This is a genomic window from Conexibacter sp. JCM 18997 (assembly GCF_055391915.1).
The window spans coordinates 3335170-3353888 of sequence record NZ_AP043885.1 but is presented as its reverse complement, the minus strand read 5'-3'; the positions used below and the strand labels follow the sequence as shown (position 1 = coordinate 3353888).

The 18719-nt window shown below is 73.6% G+C and carries 15 protein-coding genes; 8 read left to right on the top strand and 7 right to left on the bottom strand.

Going from position 1 to position 18719, the window contains the following annotated elements; genetic code table 11:
• Positions 1-7: 7 nt before the first annotated feature.
• Together ACZ5UI_RS17070 and ACZ5UI_RS17065 are read left to right on the top strand one after the other, a co-directional pair.
• Positions 8-1543: an ABC transporter transmembrane domain-containing protein gene (locus ACZ5UI_RS17070; protein WP_464189035.1), complete on the top strand. Its 1536-nt coding sequence runs from the start codon at positions 8-10 to the stop codon at positions 1541-1543.
• The gene (locus ACZ5UI_RS17065; RefSeq protein ID WP_464189033.1) at positions 1540-3246 is read left to right on the top strand and encodes an ABC transporter ATP-binding protein; all 1707 of its coding nucleotides are present in this window, start codon (positions 1540-1542) and stop codon (positions 3244-3246) included. The genes ACZ5UI_RS17070 and ACZ5UI_RS17065 overlap by 4 nt, the downstream gene beginning before the upstream one ends.
• On the opposite strand, the gene ACZ5UI_RS17060 is transcribed toward ACZ5UI_RS17065, so the two are convergent.
• Together ACZ5UI_RS17060 and ACZ5UI_RS17055 are read right to left on the bottom strand one after the other, a co-directional pair.
• Positions 3243-4829, bottom strand: coding sequence for an alkaline phosphatase family protein (locus ACZ5UI_RS17060; protein ID WP_464189031.1), 1587 nt, complete (start codon positions 4827-4829; stop codon positions 3243-3245). The genes ACZ5UI_RS17065 and ACZ5UI_RS17060 overlap by 4 nt on opposite strands.
• Positions 4830-4878: 49 nt before the next feature.
• Positions 4879-5523 carry a TetR/AcrR family transcriptional regulator gene (locus ACZ5UI_RS17055; protein ID WP_464189029.1) on the bottom strand — a complete coding sequence of 215 codons (645 nt, stop codon included), beginning with the start codon at positions 5521-5523 and terminating at the stop codon, positions 4879-4881.
• Positions 5524-5705: 182 nt separating this feature from the next.
• Between ACZ5UI_RS17055 and ACZ5UI_RS17050 the strand changes: the two genes are divergently transcribed.
• Positions 5706-7796: an MMPL family transporter gene (locus ACZ5UI_RS17050; protein WP_464189027.1), complete on the top strand. Its 2091-nt coding sequence runs from the start codon at positions 5706-5708 to the stop codon at positions 7794-7796.
• Between the two features lie 158 nt (positions 7797-7954).
• On the opposite strand, the gene ACZ5UI_RS17045 is transcribed toward ACZ5UI_RS17050, so the two are convergent.
• The gene (locus ACZ5UI_RS17045; RefSeq protein ID WP_464189025.1) at positions 7955-8776 is read right to left on the bottom strand and encodes a Stf0 family sulfotransferase; all 822 of its coding nucleotides are present in this window, start codon (positions 8774-8776) and stop codon (positions 7955-7957) included.
• A gap of 47 nt (positions 8777-8823) precedes the next feature.
• Between ACZ5UI_RS17045 and ACZ5UI_RS17040 the strand changes: the two genes are divergently transcribed.
• Positions 8824-10152: a sulfatase family protein gene (locus tag ACZ5UI_RS17040; protein WP_464189023.1), complete on the top strand. Its 1329-nt coding sequence runs from the start codon at positions 8824-8826 to the stop codon at positions 10150-10152.
• Between the two features lie 6 nt (positions 10153-10158).
• Here the strand turns inward: ACZ5UI_RS17040 and ACZ5UI_RS17035 are convergent, their stop codons facing one another.
• The 4 genes from ACZ5UI_RS17035 to ACZ5UI_RS17020 are packed head-to-tail and all read right to left on the bottom strand — an operon-like array spanning position 10159 to position 15053.
• On the bottom strand, positions 10159-11388 hold the full coding sequence (locus ACZ5UI_RS17035) for a saccharopine dehydrogenase family protein (RefSeq protein ID WP_464189021.1): 1230 nt from the start codon (positions 11386-11388) through the stop codon (positions 10159-10161).
• 5 nt (positions 11389-11393) lie between these two features.
• Positions 11394-11843: a type II toxin-antitoxin system RatA family toxin gene (locus ACZ5UI_RS17030; protein WP_464189018.1), complete on the bottom strand. Its 450-nt coding sequence runs from the start codon at positions 11841-11843 to the stop codon at positions 11394-11396.
• Between the two features lie 40 nt (positions 11844-11883).
• Positions 11884-14295 (bottom strand): FtsX-like permease family protein, encoded by a 2412-nt coding sequence (locus ACZ5UI_RS17025; RefSeq protein ID WP_464189016.1) that lies wholly within the window; start codon positions 14293-14295, stop codon positions 11884-11886.
• Positions 14292-15053, bottom strand: coding sequence for an ABC transporter ATP-binding protein (locus ACZ5UI_RS17020; RefSeq protein ID WP_464189014.1), 762 nt, complete (start codon positions 15051-15053; stop codon positions 14292-14294). The genes ACZ5UI_RS17025 and ACZ5UI_RS17020 overlap by 4 nt, the downstream gene beginning before the upstream one ends.
• Positions 15054-15234: 181 nt before the next feature.
• On the opposite strand from ACZ5UI_RS17020, the gene ACZ5UI_RS17015 reads away from it, so the two are divergent.
• The 4 genes from ACZ5UI_RS17015 (at position 15235) to ACZ5UI_RS17000 (ending at position 18716) form a co-directional block, all read left to right on the top strand.
• Positions 15235-16389, top strand: a complete 1155-nt coding sequence (locus tag ACZ5UI_RS17015; RefSeq protein ID WP_464189012.1) for a sensor histidine kinase — start codon at positions 15235-15237, stop codon at positions 16387-16389.
• A complete protein-coding gene (locus ACZ5UI_RS17010; RefSeq protein ID WP_464189010.1) occupies positions 16386-17531 on the top strand; it encodes a sensor histidine kinase in 1146 nt (381 codons plus the stop codon). The genes ACZ5UI_RS17015 and ACZ5UI_RS17010 overlap by 4 nt, the downstream gene beginning before the upstream one ends.
• 3 nt (positions 17532-17534) lie before the next feature.
• Positions 17535-18206: a response regulator gene (locus ACZ5UI_RS17005; RefSeq protein ID WP_464189007.1), complete on the top strand. Its 672-nt coding sequence runs from the start codon at positions 17535-17537 to the stop codon at positions 18204-18206.
• 111 nt (positions 18207-18317) lie between these two features.
• Positions 18318-18716, top strand: coding sequence for a hypothetical protein (locus tag ACZ5UI_RS17000; protein ID WP_464189005.1), 399 nt, complete (start codon positions 18318-18320; stop codon positions 18714-18716).
• The last annotated feature ends 3 nt before the right edge of the window (positions 18717-18719 follow it).

Here is an 18719-nt window from a genome sequence, read left to right as displayed (position 1 = left end):
GACGCCTGTGCTCCGTGCCCTCCTCCTCACCCAGCGCCGTCCGCTGGTCATCGCCTGCGCCCTGCTGATCCTCCATCAGGCCTGTGAGGCGCTCGTGCCGGTGGTCATCGGCGCCGCGCTCGACCAGGCGATCGGCCCCAGCGACAGCGGCGCGCTGATCGAGTGGCTGGCCATCCTCGTCGTGCTCTTCGTCGTGCTGTCGTTCGCCTACCGCTTCGGCGCGCGCTTCAGCGCGAAGGCCAGCCTGCAGGGCGAGCACGAGCTGCGCGTCGCGATCGCCTCCCGGGTGCTGGCCGGCGGCGCGGCGGGCGGGCGACCGCCGGGCGTGCTGCTCGGCCTGGCCGTCTCCGACGCCCAGGCCGGCGCGCGCGTGATGCGGGTCATCTCCGGCGGGCTGGCCGCGTGCGCGGCGATCGTCCTGGGTGGCGTGCTGCTGCTGTTGATCTCGCCCTGGCTGGGCCTGCTGGTGCTCGTCGGGCTGCCGCTGCTGATCCTGGCCGCCGAGCGCCTGGGCCGGCCGCTGGCCGAGCGCGCCGCCGCCGAGCAGGACCGGGCCGCGCGCGCCGCCGGCGCCGCGACCGACCTGGTGCGCGGGCTGCGCGTCGTCAAGGGGCTGCGGGCCGAGCCGGCCGCCACCGCCGCCTACCGGGCGACCAGCGAGGCGGCCCTGCACGCGACGCTGCGCTCGGCCCGCAGCGAGGCCGTGGTGGAGAACGCCGCGCGGATCGTCAACGGCGCCTTCCTGGCCATCGTCGCGCTGGTGGCCGGGCGCCTGGCCGCCGACGGGGAGATCTCGATCGGCGACCTGATCGCCGCGCTCGGCCTGACGCAATTCCTGATCGGGCCGCTCGGCGTGCTCGGGTGGGTGGGCGCCGGCTGGGCGCGCTCGCGGGCGTCGCTGCAGCGCATCGACGAGCTGCTGCAGGCGCCCGACGCGAGGGTCGCCCCCGCGCCGCATGCCGCGGCGCTGGTCGACGCGGCCCGCGGCGGCGACGCGCTGACCGCGGTCGTGGCCGGCGATCCGGCCGACGCGCACACGCTGCTGGAGGCGCTGGCCGGCGTCCCGGGCGCGCTGGTCGCCCCCCACGAGGCCGACCTGTTCGAGGGCACGCTGCAGGCCAACGTGGCCGCCGGCCGGGCGCCCGACGAGCGGGTGAGCGCGGCGCTGGCCGCGGCCGCCGCCGACGAGGTCGCCGACGCGCTGCCCGACGGGACCGCCACCTGGCTGGGCGAGCGCGGGCGCACGCTGTCGGGCGGCCAGCGCCAGCGCGTGGCGCTGGCCCGCGCGCTGGCCGCCGACGCGCCGCTGCTCGTGCTGCACGACCCGACCACGGCGATCGACGCGGCCACCGAGGCGCGCGTGGCCCACGGCCTGCGCGCGCTGCGCGAGGGCCGGCCCACGCTCGTGGTGACCAGTAGCCCGGCGCTGCTGGCGCTGGCCGACCGGGTCGTGGTCATCGACGACGGCGTGGTCCGGGCCACCGGCACCCACGCCGAGCTGCTGCGCGACGACCCCGCCTACCGCGAGACGGTCGCCGGATGAGCGCGCGCGAGCTGCTGCCCACCGCCGACGCGCGGACCACCCGCGCCGCCGTGGCCGCGCTGATCCGCCCGCACCGGACGCTGGCCGCGCTGACCGCGGCGACGCTCGTGCTCGAGGCGGTCGCCGGCCTGCTGGTCCCGCCGCTGCTGGGCCACATCGTCCAGCTCGTGGCCGACGGCGAGGCGCCGGGCGCGCTGACCACCACGGTCGTCGCGCTGCTCCTCGTCACCGTGGCCGAGGGCCTGTTCGGCGGCGCGGGCACGATCCTCGTCGCCCGCCTGGGCGAGCCGGTGCTGGCCCGGCTGCGCGAGCGGGTGGTCCAGCGGGTGCTGGCGCTGCGCATCGGCGACGTCGAACGGGCCGGGTCGGGCGACGTGCTGGCCCGCGTCGGCGACGACGTCGGCCACGTGGCCACCGCGCTGCGCGAGGCGGTCCCGGCGATGGCCGGCGCGGGCCTGACCATCGGCCTGACCATCGTCGGGCTGGCCGCGCTGGACTGGCGCCTGGCGCTGGCCGGGCTGTGCGCGGTGCCGATCCAGGCCTGGACGCTGCGCTGGTACCTGCAGACCAGCGGCCCGGTGTACGCGGCCGAGCGCGAGGCCGGCTCGGCCCGCGCGCAGCAGCTGCTGGAGACGCTGGGCGGCCTGCCCACCGTGCGCGCCTTCAAGCTGCAGGACGATCATCGCGACCTGGTCGAGGGCCGCTCGCGCGACGTGCTCGAGCTGTCGCAGCGCACGGTGCGCCTGCAGACGCGCTTCTTCGGCCGCCTGAACATGGCCGAGCTGGTCGGCTGCAGCGCGATCCTGCTCGTCTCCTACTGGCTGGTGCGCGACGGCTTCATCGACATCGGCGCCGCGACCGCCGCCGCGCTGTACTTCATCCGCCTGTTCACGCCGATCAACACGCTGCTCGGGCTGGTCGACGAGGCGCAGTCGGCGGGCGCGTCGCTGGCCCGCCTGGTCGGCGTGGCCGAGCTGCCCGAGCCCGGTGAGGCGCTGCGGCCGGCCACCCAGCCGGGCCTGCGCCTGCGCGACGTCCGCCACGCCTACGTGCCCGGGCGGGAGATCCTGCACGGCATCGACCTCGACGTGGCGCCCGGTGAGCGCGTCGCGCTCGTCGGGGTCAGCGGGAGCGGCAAGACGACGCTGGCCCGCCTGGTCGCCGGGGTCGAACCGCCCCAGCAGGGCACGATCGACGGCGCGCCCGCCACGCTGGTCGCCCAGGAGGTGCACGTGTTCGCCGGGCCGCTGCGCGACGATCTGCGCCTGGCCGCGCCGCAGGCCGCAGACGAGCAGCTCCTGGCCGCGCTCGACGCGGTGGGCGCGCGCGCCTGGACGGTGGCGCTGCCCGACGGCCTGGACACGATCGTCGGCGACGGCGGCCATCGCCTCAACGCCACCCAGGCCCAGCAGCTGGCGCTGGCCCGCCTGGTGCTGGCCGACCGCCCGGTGGCCGTGCTCGACGAGGCCACCGCGGAGTCCGGCAGCGCCGGCGCGCGCACGCTGGAGGCCGGCGCCCGCGCCGCGCTGGACGGCCGCACGTCGCTGGTCGTCGCCCACCGTCTGGCCCAGGCGGTCGAGTCCGACCGGATCGTCGTGCTGCACGAGGGGCGCATCGTCGAGCAGGGCGGCCACGACGAGCTCGTCGCGGCGGGCGGGCGCTACGCCGAGCTGTGGGCGGCCTGGTCGGCCGCGCGCGGCTAGGGCGCGTCGGCCTGGGCCTGCACCATCTTCGACGGCTCCCGGAAGGTGGTGGCCGGCGTGGCCGGCTTGTAGTCGAAGTTCAGGCGCTCGAGCGTCCCGTCGGTGACCAGGCCGGCCATGTCGTGCGGCTTGGCCCGCAGCGCGTTGACGTCGACGCCGGGCACGGTCACCGAGGGGATCGTCACGTCGCCGACGGTGACGCCGGGCGTGCTGATCGGCGGCACGGTGACCGACACCGGCGGCAGCGTGGGCGCGCCCGGCACGGTCGTCGGCACGATGCAGGCGGCCGAGATGACCTTGGCCGGCTCGGGCAGCGTCCCGACCTCCAGGCGGGGCTTGGACTCGAAGTCGAACGTGCGCCCGATGTTCGTGGCGTACTTGTCGCGCACGGTCAGCGGGGCCAGGCCGTAGCGGTACTCGATCAGCTTGAGGATCGACTCGAAGCCCGACAACTGGTGGCTGACGTACTTGCGCCGGGCCCAGGGCGAGATGGCCACAGCGGGGATGCGGAAGCCCATCTGGCCGAAGTTCTCGTTGAGGTTGCTGCTGGCCCGGGCGTCGCGCACCGACGGGGGCTTGACGTGGTCGAAGAAGCCGCCCCACTCGTCGTAGACGATGAACAGCGCGCCGCGCTTCCACTGCGGCGACTCGATGAACGCGTGGACGATGTCGGCCATGAACGCCTGGCCGGTGCGCACGTCGCCGTGCGGGTGCTCGTCACCCGAGGTGCCCTGCTCCTCGCCGACGAACGCGGGATCGACGAACGAGACCGCGGGCAGCGTCCCGGTGGCCGCGCGCTCGTAGTACTCGGTCACCTGGCCCGAGCGGGCGATGCCCGCCGCGCCCCAGAAGGCGCTGACCGGGACGTCGGTGTAGAAGTAGCGATTGGACACGCCCGCCTTGCTCAGCGCGTTGAAGATCGTCGTGTCCGGGAAGCCGCCGGTGGCCGTGGGCAGCGTGTTGTCCTTCATCCCGTAGGACTGCGCCGCGTGCATGTACTCGCGGTTGGGATAGGTGGAGGCCAGCAGCGAGCAGAAGAAGCGGTCGTAGGTGGTGAACGCGCGCGCGACCGCCGGGATGAACGGCAGGTCGGGCTCGGTGTAGTAGCCGATCGCGAACTCGTCGTTCTCGCCCGAGCGCAGGAAGCCGTCGAGCTTGCCCCCGTCGTACTGCTCGCGCCCGCCCTCCCAGGAGTGGTCGGGGTCGGAGAACGCGCAGCCCTGGAAGTCGCCGGTCAGGCGGTGCGTGCGCTCGCGCTGGCCGTCGCGCCCGGTGTAGATCAGGCCCTCCTGGCGCCCGTCGGCGCCGGGCAGCCAGCCCAGGTAGTGGTCGAACGAGCGGTTCTCCATCATCAGCACGACGAAGGTGTCGATCGGGAGGTTGCGCGGGCCGGGCAGCGGGTTCTGGGCCTGCGCGGCGGCGGCCGCCTTGACGAGCGAATCCGGACCCAGCAGCGAGGCGGCCGACAGCCCCAGCCCGGCGGCCATGGCGGTTCGCTGGAGGAACTCGCGCCGTCGCAGGTAGGCCTCGGGTGCGTCGTGGGCGAGGCGCTCAGCGGCCTCCCCATCGTGGCGTTCGCTCATAGCCGCAGCAACGCTACGGCTTCCGGGCTATTGCGGTTGTGAAAAACCGTCAGCCGCGGTCGCGCGCGGCCAGCGCCTGCACGCCGCCGCCGATGAACGTCATCGCGTCGTCGATCAGGTCGCGGGCCTGCGTGAACACGTCGCCGTCGACCGGCTGCTGCTTGATCTCGCGTCCGAGCGCGTCGAAGGCGGCGACGGTGGCGGCGCCGACCATGTGCGGGATCAGGTCGTCGGCGGGCAGCTCGAGGTCGATCGCCACCGCCTCGGCGACGATCTGCTCGAAGCGGGCCATCTGGCCGCGCTCGTAGGTCATCAAGGCCGGATCGGACTCGATCACCTCGCGCCGGCAGCGCGCGTCGTCGAGGTTCAGCTCGCTGGCCGTGACGTGCTCGGCGATCCACGCGCGCATCGCGTCGACGGCGGTCTCGCCGGGCGCGCGCTCGGTCAGGCGCGCGCGCACGTCGGCCATCGTCTCCTCGGAGTCGTGGAAGACGAGCTGCTCCTTGACGGGGAAGTACGCGGAGACGGTCCGCGGGGCGACATCGGCGGCGTCGGCGATCTGCTTGATCGTCGTCTCGGCAAAGCCCTGCTTGGTGAACAGCTCGAGCGCCACGCGGACGATCGTCTCGCGCGTGCGCAGCTTCTTGCGCTCACGCAGGCCGAGCTCGGAGGGCGCTTCTGACCCGGTCGCCATTGCCCAATACGGTAGCAGATAGTTGCAGCGAGTGCAATTTTGCATCGCTGGCGAACTTGCAACGACTGTGCTAGAGTGCCGACCCGCCCATGTCTGCACTTCTCTCTCGCATCGCCACCGCCCTCACCCGTCACTGGGGCCGTGGTCTCATAGGACTCGTCGTAACGCTGGTAGTCATCGGTGTGGCGATCGGGTCGCAGAGCGGCACCGCCGCCGACGACTTCTCGATCCCGGGAACGGAGTCGCAGCGGGCGCAGGATCTGCTCACCGCGAAGTTCCCGGCCAAGGCCGGCGCGGAGAGCACGATCGTCTTCACCGCGGAGAACGGCAAGCTCACCGACCCGGAGGAGAAGGCGACCGTCGAGGCCGCGCTCCAGGAGGTGGCCAAGCTCCCGCACGTCGGCGAGGGCAACGTCTCCAACCCGTTGGAGCCCGACTCCCCGGCGCTGTCGCAGGACGGCAAGACCGGCTTCGCGACGGTGTCCTACGACGTCCGCTCGCTCGATCTGGACAAGGCCGACGGCGAGAAGCTGATCGACACGGCCGAGACGGCCAACAAGAACGGCGTGCACGTCGAACTGCGCGGCGAGACGGTCGACCTGGCCACCCAGCAGGTCGGCGGGCTGGGCGAGATCATCGGCCTGGGCATCGCCTTCATCCTGCTGTGGCTGCTGTACCGCTCGTTCTCGGCCATGCTCGTGACCCTGCTGGGCGCGATCGTCGGCGTGGCCATCAGCCAGATGATCATCATCGCGCTGCAGAAGCCGCTCGGGCTGCCGGACTTCACGCACACGCTCGCGCTGATGCTCGGACTGGGCGCGGGCATCGACTACTCGCTGCTGATCGTCAGCCGCTTCAGAGAGCAGTTGGTGGCCGGGGACGAAGCGCCAGAGGCGGCCGGTCGGGCCAACGCCACCTCCGGCGTCTCCGTGGTGGCCGCGGGCATCATCGTCGTGGTGGCCATCGCCGCGCTGCTGACCGTCGGCATCCCGCTGGTCGGCAAGATGGGCATCGGCACGGCCATCGCCGTGGCCTGCGTCGTGGTCTCCTCGATCTCGGTGCTGCCGATCTTCCTGGGCGCCTTCAAGCGCTGGATGTACCCCAAGGACCCCGAGCACGTGGCGCGCTCGGAGGGCTTCACCCGCTGGGGCGAGCGCCTGACCGCGCGCCCGTGGCTGGCCGTGATCGGCGGCGGCCTGGTGCTGATCGTCATCGCCATCCCGTTCACCGACATGCGCCTGGGTCAGCCCGACGACGGCAACCAGTCGACGTCGACCACCCAGCGCAAGGCCTACGACGAGCTCAGCGCCGCGTTCGGGCCGGGCTTCAACGGCCCGTTCATCCTGGCCATCGGCTCCAAGGACGGCAACAAGCTCGACGAGGCGCAGCTGACCTCGCTGCAGGGCTCGCTGGAGAAGGTCGACGGCGTCAAGAGCGTCAGCGCCGCGGTGCCCAACGAGGCCGGCGACGCGGCGGTCATCCGCTTGACGCCGACCACCTCGCCGCAGGACGCGGAGACGAGCGCGCTGGTCGAGCGCCTGCGCGACGACGTGCTGCCCAAGGACACCGCCGACACCAACCTGCAGGTCTACGTGGGCGGGCAGACCGCCGGCTTCGAGGACTTCTCCGCGAAGGTCTCCGGGCGCCTGCCGCTGTTCATCGCGGTGGTCATCGGCCTGTCGATCCTGCTGCTGATGGCGGTGTTCCGCTCGATCCTCGTGCCGCTGGCCTCCGCCGTGTTCAACCTGCTGTCGATCGGCGCCGCCTACGGCGTGGTCGTCGCGGTGTTCCAGTGGGGCTGGGGCGCGTCGCTGATCGGCGCCAGCTCCGACGTCCCGATCATCTCGTTCATCCCGTTGATGATGTTCGCGATCCTGTTCGGATTGAGCATGGACTACAACGTCTTCCTGCTCAGCCGGATCCGCGAGGCCTACTTCGAGGGCGACACGCCGCCGGAGAGCGTTGTGCACGGCCTGTCGCGCATCGCCAAGGTGATCCTCGTCGCCGGCCTGGTCATGTCGTCGGTGTTCCTGGCCTTCATCATCGGCGGCGACACCATCACGAAGATGTTCGGCGTCGGGCTCGGCGCGGCCATCCTGATCGACGTGCTGATCGTGCGCATGATCGTCTCGCCCGCGCTGATGACGCTGCTGGGCGACAAGGCCTGGTGGATGCCCGCCTGGCTGGATCGGATCATCCCGAACATCTCGCTCGAGGGCGGCGAGGACTCGCGCGCCAAGGCGCTGGAGAAGCGCGAGACCGCGAACGTCTGAGCGCTGCTAGCGACGGCGGCCGCGCCGGGTGGCGCGGTCGCTGAGCTCGCAGACGATCACCAGCGGGATCGCGCAGATCAGGAAGAGCAGGACGAGGCCCATACCCGCTCGGTCGGCCGCGCGGAGGGGAATTTGAGCGCGGTCGGCGAGTGTGCGAGTCAGGCGGCGCGGACCGCGCCGCGCTCGTCCTCCAGGAAGCGCTCGACCCAGTCGCGGGAGCGGCCGTCGGACTGGCGCTGCAGCGGCGGCTGCGGGAGCTCGACGTCGGCGGCCGCGGGGATCTCGAGGTACTCCAACGCCTGGCGCAGCGTCTCGTCCCAGTTCTCGATCAGCTCCTCGTACAGGATCGTGTGGGGCAGGACGCCGGCCCGCGCGAAGAAGCTGCCCCACTGGTCCTCGTGCGCGGTCAGGTAGCGCACGAGGTGGGCGATCGCCCGGCGGTGGTAGACGGGCTCGCGGCCGACCGGCGCGCTGGCCACGCCCGCGCGCCAGGTCTGCGTCTGGATCGCCGTCCACAGCGACACCGCCTGGTCGACCTTGGCCAGGCGCACCACGCGCACGAAGCGGGCGCCCGGGAAGGCCGACGTCAGGACGCGCAGGTCGTCGCCGTCGAAGCGCCCGGTGTCGCGCAGACGCCCGGTGAGCTCGCCCAGGTAGCCGTACATGAGCTTGGCGGCGAACACGCCGTTGGGCGTGGTGCCCTGACCGCGGACCCAGGCCAGGTAGTCGAGGTAGGTGGCGGCGCCGGCCAGCTCGGGCGCCGGCGTCGGTTCGAAGCGAGGCAGGAGCGCCTCAAGCTCGGCGTCCGGCAGGTCGAAGTACTCCTGAGGCTGGCGCGGGACGTCGGTTCCGCGCAGGGCCTCGAAGTACTCCGCCGGCCGTCCGGCGACGCCCGTCGCGGTCAGCGCCTCGCAGACGAGGGTGCTGCCACTGCGCGGGGTGGCGCAGACGAAGTAGGACGTTTCGCGGGCTCCCGGCATTTACCGACCAATCCGATCGAGATTGCTACCTTGAGGACATCGACGTCATGACCCCCCGTATTCCCAACGTCCTCTACGTTCACTCGCACGACACGGGTCGCTACGTCCAGCCCTACGGCCACGCCATTCCGACGCCGAACATCCAGCGTCTGGCCGACCAGGGGGTGCTCTTCCGCCAGGCCTTCTGCACCGTGCCCGCCTGCTCGGGCAGCCGCGCCGCGCTGCTCACCGGCCGCCACGCGCACGCCAACGGCATGCTCGGCCTGGCCCACCGCGGCTGGGCGCTGAACGACCACACCCAGCACCTCGTGCACACGCTGCGCGAGGCGCGCTACTGGACCAGCCTGATCGGCGAGTCCCACGTCAGCGTCGATCCCGGCGCGCTGGGCTACGACGAGGTCGCCGAGCTGCCCGACCACCACGCCGACACGGTCGTGCCCGAGTTCTGGGCGATGCTCGAGCGGCGCCCCAAGGACCGTCCGTTCTTCGCCTCGGTCGGCTTCATCGAGACCCACCGCGACTTCGCCGAGCCCGTGTCCGCGCGCGATGCGCTGTACGGCCTGCCGCCCGCCAACCTGCCCGACACGCCCGAGACGCGTCGCGACATGGCCGCCTTCAAGGCCAGCGCGCGCAAGCTCGACCAGGGCGTCGGCGGCGTGCTCGACGCGCTGGACAGCGCCGGCCTGGCCCAGGACACGCTGGTCATCTTCACCACCGACCACGGCCTGGCCTTCCCGGGCGCCAAGGCGACGCTGACCGACCGCGGCCTGGGCGTGCTGCTGATCATGCGCGGGCCGGGCGGCTTCACCGGCGGTACCGTGCAGGACGCGCTGGTCACCCACCTGGACCTGTTCCCGACGATCTGCGCGCTGGCCGGCATCGACGCGCCCGACTGGCTGCAGGGGCGCTCGCTGCTGCCGCTGGCCCAGGGCGCCGTGGCCGAGCTGCACGACGCGGTGTTCGCCGAGCTGACCTACCACGCCGCCTACGAGCCGCAACGCTCGGTGCGCACGCGCCGCTGGAAGTACATCCGGCGCTTCGACGAGAGCCACGACGGGGTGGTTCCGGCCAACACCGACGACGGCCCGTCCAAGACGTTGTGGCTGGAGCACGGCTGGCTGGAGCGGTCGGTGGCCTCCGAGCAGCTCTACGACCTCGTCTTCGATCCCAACGAGGCGGCCAACCTGGCCGCCGACCCGACGTACGCGCCGGTCGTGCAGGAGCTGCGCGCGCGCCTGGAGCGCTGGATGGACGAGACGGGCGACCCGCTGCTCGACGGTCCGGTCCAGGCGCCCGAGGGCGCGTTGGTCAACAGCCCCGACGACGTCTCACCGGACGCCACGCCGGCGTCCACCGCCGGCGCCGTCGTCTACTGACTCCGTCTACGCCGCCGGATTGGCGGGGTCGCGCTCGTCGACCCCGTGCGGCGCGCCGTAGTCGGCCAGCAGGTCGAGGAACGGCACCGCGTCCAGCGCCTCCGGGCCGAGCACGCCCGCGCCGCTCCACACGCCGGAGGCGATCAGCTCCATCGCCACCACCGGGTTGATCGCGGTCTGCCAGACGACGGCCTGCGAGCCGTCCTCGCGCATCGTGCGCTCGTTGTCGACCAGGTGGTAGAGGTAGGTCGCGCGCGGGTTGCCGTCCTGGCCGGTGCCCGTGACCAGCGTGCCCGCGCAGGTGCGGCCGGTCATCTTGTCGCCGAGCGTCGCCGGATCGGGCAGCGCGGCGGCGACCACGTCGCGCGGGGAGACCGGCACGCCGCGCACCGACAGCGGCTCGGTCGAGTCCAGGCCGAGCTTGTGCAGGGTGCGCAGGACGTCGATGAACTCGCTGCCCAGGCCGTACTTGAACGTCACCCGCCGCGCGTCGACCCAGCGCGGCATGAGCACGACCTCCTCGTGCTCGACGTTGACGCATTCGATCTCGCCGATGCCCTCGGGGAACCGGAACAGCTCGGGCTCGGAGAACGGCTCGGTCGTGTAGAAGCCGCGGCCCTTCTCCCAGATCAGCGGCGGGTTCAGGCACTCCTCGATGGTCGTCCAGATCGAGAAGGTGGGGGCGAAGTCGTAGCCGGCGACCACGAGGTCGGCACCGTCGCGCACCCCCAGCTCGTCGATCTCGCTGAACAGGTGATCGGCGGCGAAGCGGGCGGCCACATCGGAGAAGCCCGGCTCCACGCCGATGCCGCACAGCGCCAGCTGGCCGGCCATCTCCCAGCGCTCGTGCTCGAGGAACTGCTCGTCGCCCAGCATCACGCCCGTCTGCTCGTACGGATGCTCGGGATGCGGCCGGCTCAGCGTCATCGCCATGTCGAGGTAGGTGCACCCCGCCTCGAAGGCGGCCTCGAAGATCGGCGGGTTCAGGCGCGGATCGCAGGCGTTGAGGATCGTGTCGGCGTCGACCTCGCGGGCCAGCGCGACGATCGCCGCCGCGTCGGAGGCGTCGACCGAGCGCGCCTGCATCCGGTCCGGGCGGCCGATCCGGTCCAGCGCGGCCTGCGCGCGCGCCTGGTCCAGGTCGGCCAGCACGAGCGTCTCGAAGAAGTCGCGCCGGCGGGCGATCGCCGCCACCGCGGAGCCGACGCCGCCGGAGCCGACGACCAGGATGCGCACGGCGCTCAGTCCTTCTCGGCCCGCGCCTTGAGCTCGTCGGCGGCGTCGCCGACCAGCACCTGGCGCACCTTGTCGACGACCGGCCCGCGCAGCAGCATGCCCAGCATGCGACCGGGATCGACGTCGAGCGCGTAGGTCGCGGCGGTGCGCCCGCCGCCGAGGTCCTCGAACGTCCAGCCGCCCTCCAGCGACTTCAGCTCGCCCTTCTCCTGGCGACAGCGGATCGCGCCCGGCGGGTCGTAGGAGAAGCGCAGCACGGTCTTGACCGTCTTCACGCTGGCGTCCGAGACGGTCTCCACGAGCGTCGGGCGGCCCTCGGCGTCGCGCTCGAGCACGTCGACGGACTGCAGGGAGCGCTGCCAGTCGGGCGCGCGCTCCAGGTCGGCGGCGATGGCGTAGCAGCGCTCCACGGGAGCGTCGATCTCCACGGTGCTCGTGGCGTTGATGGTCCCCATCGGGCGGAGCATATGCCCGCTCCGCCCGACGGGGTCCCACCTACTCGTAGGCCAGCGCCCCGAGAACGTCCATCCGGGCCGCTCGCCGGGCGGGCAGCGCCGCCGCGATCGTGCCGGCCAGCACCGCCAGCACGGCGAACACGACGAGCCCGGTGACCGGGACCACGAACTGCAGTCCCTGGTCGGCCAGCAGCGACGTGACGATCGCCGCCAGCCCGAGCCCGGCCAGCGCGCCGAGCGCGGCGCCCAGCAGCGCGGTGACGATCGACTCCGCGCGCACCATCCGCCGCAGCTGCCGGCGGCTCATGCCCAGCGCCCGCAGCACGCCCAGCTCGCGGGTGCGCTCCAGCGTGGCCAGGACCATCGCGTTGGCGATGCCCAGCAGCGACACGATCACGCACAGCGCCAGCAGCACGCCGAACAGGGCGACGATGCCGTCCAGGCCGGCCAGCTTGGCGTCGATCCACGCCGCCTTGGCCTCGACCTGGGCCTCGGGGAACCGCGCGACGGTGCGCGACAGCGCCGCGGCGTCCGTCGTGTCGGCCAGCGTGATCGTGCGGTCCTGGGTCGACCAGCCGCCGGCCGCGAAAGCCTGTGCGGAGACGGTGATCGGGCCCAGGTTCATCATGTCCAGCACCGGCGAGCGCTCGATGCCGCGGACGACCAGCGCCACCGGGGCGCCGGTCGGCGAGGTGACCGTGAACCGGTCGCCGACGGCCAGGCCGTGCTCGGAGGCGAAGCCGCTGTCCAGCACCGCGCCGTCGGCGGCCAGCTGCGCGAGCGTGCCCGGCGAGCCGTCGACCCAGTCGAAGTCGAACAGCCCGCCCACCGTGGCCGGATCGACCGCGTTGATGCGCTCGCGCCCGCCGAAGGCCAGCGCGCCGTCCTGACGCAGGCTGGTCACCGCGGTCACGCCCGGCGTGTCGGCCACCGCCCGCTCGATCGTGTCGGGGATCGGCGACCAGCCGTCGGACCCGGACACCACCTGGGCGGCCTGGATGCGGTGCTCCAGCGAGCTGCGCTCGAAGCCGCGGAAACCCGCGGTGGCGACGAGCACGACGGTCATCAGCGCCACGCCGATGGCCAGCGCGGTGGCCGTCAGCGTGGTGCGACCGGGGTTGCGCAGCGCGTTGCGGCGGGCCAGGCCACCGGCCACGCCGCCGACTCGGGCCGCCGGCCAGCTCAGCGCGCCGACCAGCGGCGCGACGAGGCGCCCGCCCAGCCCGCGGCGGCCCGCGCCGGCGCCCGCGGCCTGCGTGAGCGCGGCCAGCGGCGTCACGCGGGTCGCGCGGCGGGCGGGCACCAGCGCGGCCAGGAGCGTGGCCAGCGTTCCCACCGCGATCGCCACGATCACCGCGGACGGCTCGATGACCAGGCCCGAATGGGGCAGGTCCAGCCCGACCGAGGCCAACACGCCGTTGAGCAGCTTGGCCAGGCCGAAGCCGGCCACCAGGCCGGTCACCGACGCGGCCAGCCCGAGCACCAGCGCCTCGGTCAGCACCAGCCGGCGCGCCTGACCGCGCGATCCGCCGGCCATCCGCAGCAGGGCCAGCTCGCGCGTGCGCTGGGCCACGGCGATCGACATCGTGTTGAGGATCGTGAACGCGCCGATCAGCACCGCGAGGATGCCGAAGGCGGTCAGCACGGTGCGCACGACGCTGACCACGGTGCCCAGCTCGTCCAGCGAGAAGCGGTCCTGGTCGGCGGCCGTCGTGACCTGCACCGTGGGGATCGCGGCGGCCAGGTCGCGCCGCAGCGCGGCCGGGTCGGTGCCCGGGCCCGCGGCCACCAGCACGCTGTCGTAGCGGCCGGGCTTGTCGAACAGCCGCTGCGCGGTGGGCAGGTCGAACACCAGCGCGCTGGTCTTGCCGCCCAGCGAGTCGGCCCCGCTGAAGCGCATCACCGCGCTGACCACGAAGGCCTGGGCGGGGCCGCGCGCGGCGATCCGCACGGTGTCGCCGACGGCGATGTGCTGGCGGTCGGCGGTGCCGGCCTCGATCGCCACCTGGCGCGCACCGCGCGGCCACGCGCCGTCGCGCAGGCGGAACGGCGTCAGCGCCAGCGCGCCCGGGGTCGCCGTGTCGACGCCCTCGGCGAACGAGAGGCCGTCGTTGACCGGCCGGCCGTCGTCGCCGAGCAGGATCGCCCGGTCGGACACGTTGCCGGCCGCGACGCCGACGCCGTCGACCGCGCGCGCCCGGTCCAGGACGCCGGCGGGGATCGGCGGCGCCTGCTGGCCGTCGCTGACGATCGGGCGGAACGGCATGTCGGCGACGAGCGCCGCGTCGGTGCCGTCGTAGGCCGACGCGGTCAGCGCGTCGGCGGAGCGCTTCAACGTGGCGCCGAGCACGAGCGCGGCGCTGACCAGCGCCACGCCGAGCACGATGGCCAGCGCGCTCAGGGCCGTGCGCGTGGGGCGCGCGGCCAGTCCTCTGAGGGCCAGGCGGTTCATCGCACGGTCTCCTGGTAGGCGGAGGTGATCTCCGCGTGGGTGGGGGACGCCAGGTCGGCGACGATGCGCCCGTCGGCCAGGAAGACCGTGCGGTCGGCGGTGGCCGCCGCGCGCGCGTCGTGGGTGACCATGACGATCGTCTGACCGTCGAGCTCGACCGCCTCGCGCAGCAGGTCGAGGACCTGGCCACCGGCGGTCGAGTCGAGGTTGCCGGTCGGCTCGTCGGCGAACAGCACCGACGGCGTGTCGATCAGCGCGCGGGCGATGGCCACGCGCTGCTGCTGGCCGCCGGACAGCTGCGCGGGCCGGTGGTCGCGGCGCTCGTGCAGGCCGACGCGGTGCAGCAGCGCGTCGAGCGCCCGCGGGTCGGTGCGCCGGCCGGCCAGCAGCGCCGGCAGCGCGACGTTCTCGGCCACGGTCAGCGTGGGCAGCAGGTTGAACGCCTGGAAGACGAAGCCGACGTGCTCGCGGCGCAGCCGCGTGAGCTGCTTGTCGCCCATGCGGCCGATCTCCTGGCCGGCGATCCGCACGGAGCCGTCGGTCGGGCGGTCCAGGCCGCAGAGCACGTGCAGCAGCGTCGACTTGCCCGAGCCCGACGGGCCCATGACCGCGACGAACTGGCCCGCGGGAACGTCGAGCGTGACGCCGCGCAGCGCGGGCACGGCGGCGTCGCCGGTGCCGAACACGCGCGTGAGCGCGGTGCCCGAGACGGCGGTGCTGGTGATCGTGGGTGAAGCGCTGAGGGTCGCGTCGGTCATGCGTCGGCCTTCCGGCTCGTGGGGTTGGTGGCGGCGGTCCATGTCCGCATGGCCGGGACGATCTCCGCCGTGACGTCGGGCGTCGTCGGCCGCGATGGCGATCTGCGGTCCTCCCGGTGGCCGATCCCGGGTCATCCTCAAGGAGGACGACGGCGGCTGGCGCGCGCGTTACGGTGCGCCCGTGCACAGGCTCCGTCGCACGATCGCCTGGTTCCGCGCGCTCGATCCGTGGCGCTTCGACCTGGCCCTGGGCGCGTTCATCGCGATCGAGGGGCAGATCGAGCTGTCGCTGATCGACGCGCCCGCCGACGAGGAGCTGCGCGTGCGCTTCCTCGTGGTCGTGCTGGGGTTCGGCATCGCCCTGCGCCGGCGCTGGACGCTCCCGGCGGTGGCGCTGATGGTCGCCGCCTACACGCTGATCCTGTCCAGCGACCAGGCGATCAACGACAACCTGCTCGTCCCGTTCTTCTCGCTGTTCATCTCCGGCTACACGGTGGGCTCGCGCACGCGCGGCTGGGGCACCGCGCTGGGCAGCGGGCTGGTGCTGGCCGGCGCGCTGGGGGCGCTGGCGCTCGATCCCTACCCGGACAACGCCGGCAACTTCACCTTCGCCGTGCTCGTGCTGGTGGTCGGGCCGATCGTCATCGGGCGCGTCGTCTCCGACCGCGTCGCGCTGGCCCGCACGCTGCGCGAGCGCACCGCCGGGCTGCAGCGCCAGCGGGCCGAGATGGCCGAGGCGGCGGTGCTGGCCGAGCGGGCGCGAATCGCCGGCGAGCTGCACGACGTGATCGCCCACGCGCTCGGCGCGATGGTCGTCCAGGGCGGCGCGGCCCGGCGGCTGGCCGAGCGCGACCCCGCGCACGCGCGCGAGGCCTTCGCGGCGATCGAGGCCACCGGTCGCGACGCGCTCACCGAGATGCGCGCGCTGCTGGGCGTCCTGCGTCGCGAGGACGAGGAGCTCGCGCTGGACCCGCAGCCCAGCCTGTCGCACGTGTCCACGCTGATCCGCCGCTCGAGCGCCGCCGGCCTGCCGGTCGACCTGTCGGTGGAGGGCGAGCGCGCGACGGTCCCGGCCGGCGTCGATCTGGTCGCCTACCGGGTCGTGCAGGAGGCGCTGGGTGGCGCGCTGCAGGGCGGCAGCGCCGGACGCGCCGCGGTGCGCGTGCGCTACGGCCGCGAGGCGATCGAGGTCGAGGTGACCGACGACGGCGCCGATCCGCGCACGCTGCCGGGCCTGCGCGAGCGCGTCAGCCTGTACGGCGGCGAGCTGCACAGCGGCACGCGGCGCAGCGGCGGCCACGCCGTGCGCGCCCGGCTCCCGGTGGTGGCGTCGTGAGGATCGGTCGCCGCCGCATCTCCCCGCAGCTGATCGACTGGCTCCTGGCCGGGGCCTTCGCGCTCGCCTTCACCGTCTCGGGCGTCGTCGGCGCCCACGACGGGCCGACGTGGGTGACCGTGCTGGCCGGCCTGGCGCTCACGCTGCCGCTGGCCGCCCGCCGCCGCCACCCGCTGCTCGTCGAGCTGGTCGTCGTGGCCGTCGCGGTGGCGATGGCCGCCTGGCTGATCGACGGGTACGCGACGGTCTCGCCGCTGATCCCCGTGCTCATCGCGGGCTACTCGACCGCCGTCCACGCGCGTGGGCGCCAGGCCCTGGCCGGCCTGCTCGTCGCGGTGGCGGCGCCCGCGCTGATCGCCCTGGTGATGGGCTCGACGGTGTGGGGCGACTACGTGTTCCCCAACGCGATCCTCGGGTTCGGCTGGCTGGGCGGCTGGCTGGTGCGCTCGCGCACGGAGCTGGCCGCGCGACTGCACGAGGAGGCGGTGCGGGCCGAGGACGAGCGCGAGCTGCTGGCCGAGATCGCGGTGGCCGACGAGCGCCGCCGCATCGCGCGCGAGCTGCACGACATCGTGGCGCACTCGATGAGCGTGATGGTCGTGCAGGCCGGCGGGGCCCGGCGCATCCTGGAGCGCGATCCCGCGCGCGCCGCCGACGCGGCCGCGCAGATCGAGCGCACCGGGCGCGAGGCGCTGGGCGAGATGCGCCGCCTGCTCGGCGTGCTCGGCGTGGACGCGGAGCGCTCGCCCCAACCGGGCATGGACCAGCTCGCCGAGCTGGTCGGCCGGGCGCGCGCCGCGGGCCTGCCGGTCGAGCTGGAGGTCGAGGGGCCGCCGCGGTCGCTGCCCGCCGGCGTCGACCTGACCGGCTACCGCATCGTCCAGGAGGCGCTGACCAACACGATGAAGCACGCCGCGTCGGCGCCCACCTCGGTGCATGTCCGCTACGCCGACGATGCGCTGGAGCTGCAGATCGCCGATCGGGGCACGGTCGCGCCGCGGGCCGGCGATCCGGGCCACGGCCTGATCGGCATGCGCGAGCGGGTGCGGGTGGTCGGGGGCGAGTTGCAGGCCGGGCCGCGGGTGGGCGGCGGGTTCGACGTGCGTGCGCGGCTTCCGCTGGTACGCGAGGGAGTGAGCTGAGCGATGGCCGGACCGATCCGCGTCCTGATCGCCGACGACCAGGCGCTGGTGCGCGCGGGCTTTCGGATGATCCTCGACGCCGAGGACGATCTGCTGGTGGTGGGCGAGGCGCCCGACGGGCTGCAGGCCGTCGAGCAGGCCAGGCGGGCCAAGCCCGACGTCGTGCTGATGGACATCCGCATGCCCGAGCTGGACGGCATCGAGGCCACGCGCCGGCTGTTGGAGGTCGTGCCCGACGTGCGCGTGCTGATGCTGACCACGTTCGACCTCAACGAGTACGTCTACGACGCGCTGCGTGCCGGCGCGTCGGGCTTCCTGCTCAAGGACACGCCACCGGAGGACCTGGCCGCGGGCATCCGGGTGATCGCGCGTGGCGATGCGCTGCTGGCCCCGTCGATCACCCGCCGGCTGATCGTGGAGTTCGCCCGCGCGGCTCCGACCGCGCCCGCGCCGCCGCGTGGGTTGGACGAGCTGACCGAGCGCGAGCTCGAGGTCTTCAAGCTGATGGCCCGCGGGCTGTCCAACGCCGAGATCGCGGCGGAGCTGATCGTCTCCGAGACGACGGTCAAGACGCACGTCGCGCGCGTGCTGATGAAGCTCGGCGTGCGCGATCGCGTGCAGGCGGTGGTGCTCGCCTACGAGAGCGGGATCGCCGTGCCACAGTCCGGCACCTAGGTGGTCGCCCTGATCCTCAAGCTGACGCTCGGGCTGCTGCGGTGGGCCGCGCTCGTGGCGGTCGGGCAACGTCGCGCGTGATCTTCGGCGCGAGCCCGTGTTCCCAGGGGCATGCGACGTTCAACGATCCTGTCCCTCACCGCGGCCGCCGCGCTCGCCGCCGCCCCGATGTCGGCCCTGGCCCACGGCGGTCATCACGGCGATGACGCCGCCGCCACGCCGGTGGCGACGGTCGCCTCGTTCGCCGACGGCAAGCTCACGCTGACGCTGACCGACGGCTCCACGCTAGTGGCCAAGGTCACCGACCGCACGCGCCTGGCCTGCGAGAGCGCCGCCCCGACGGCCCGCAAGGCGACGTTCCGCGGCCGCCACCACGGCGACGACCACGGGCGCCACCGCTTCCAGCGGTGCGGCACCGAGAACCTGACGGCGGGCACCAAGGTCACGGAGGCAGAGGTCAGCGCGACGACGTCCGGCGCCGTCTTCCGCGAGGTTGACCTCGTCAAGTAGCGG

Bases quoted from the DNA above. Each gene is read 5' to 3' on its own strand.
- ACZ5UI_RS17000 (WP_464189005.1), top strand. From the start codon at position 18,318: ATGCGACGTTCAACGATCCTGTCCCTCACCGCGGCCGCCGCGCTCGCC.
- ACZ5UI_RS17065 (WP_464189033.1), top strand. From the start codon at position 1,540: ATGAGCGCGCGCGAGCTGCTGCCCACCGCCGACGCGCGGACCACCCGC.
- ACZ5UI_RS17005 (WP_464189007.1), top strand. From the start codon at position 17,535: ATGGCCGGACCGATCCGCGTCCTGATCGCCGACGACCAGGCGCTGGTG.
- ACZ5UI_RS17045 (WP_464189025.1), bottom strand. From the start codon at position 8,776: ATGCCGGGAGCCCGCGAAACGTCCTACTTCGTCTGCGCCACCCCGCGC.
- ACZ5UI_RS17025 (WP_464189016.1), bottom strand. From the start codon at position 14,295: ATGAACCGCCTGGCCCTCAGAGGACTGGCCGCGCGCCCCACGCGCACG.
- ACZ5UI_RS17020 (WP_464189014.1), bottom strand. From the start codon at position 15,053: ATGACCGACGCGACCCTCAGCGCTTCACCCACGATCACCAGCACCGCC.
- ACZ5UI_RS17055 (WP_464189029.1), bottom strand. From the start codon at position 5,523: ATGGCGACCGGGTCAGAAGCGCCCTCCGAGCTCGGCCTGCGTGAGCGC.
- ACZ5UI_RS17040 (WP_464189023.1), top strand. From the start codon at position 8,824: ATGACCCCCCGTATTCCCAACGTCCTCTACGTTCACTCGCACGACACG.
- ACZ5UI_RS17030 (WP_464189018.1), bottom strand. From the start codon at position 11,843: ATGGGGACCATCAACGCCACGAGCACCGTGGAGATCGACGCTCCCGTG.
- ACZ5UI_RS17060 (WP_464189031.1), bottom strand. From the start codon at position 4,829: ATGAGCGAACGCCACGATGGGGAGGCCGCTGAGCGCCTCGCCCACGAC.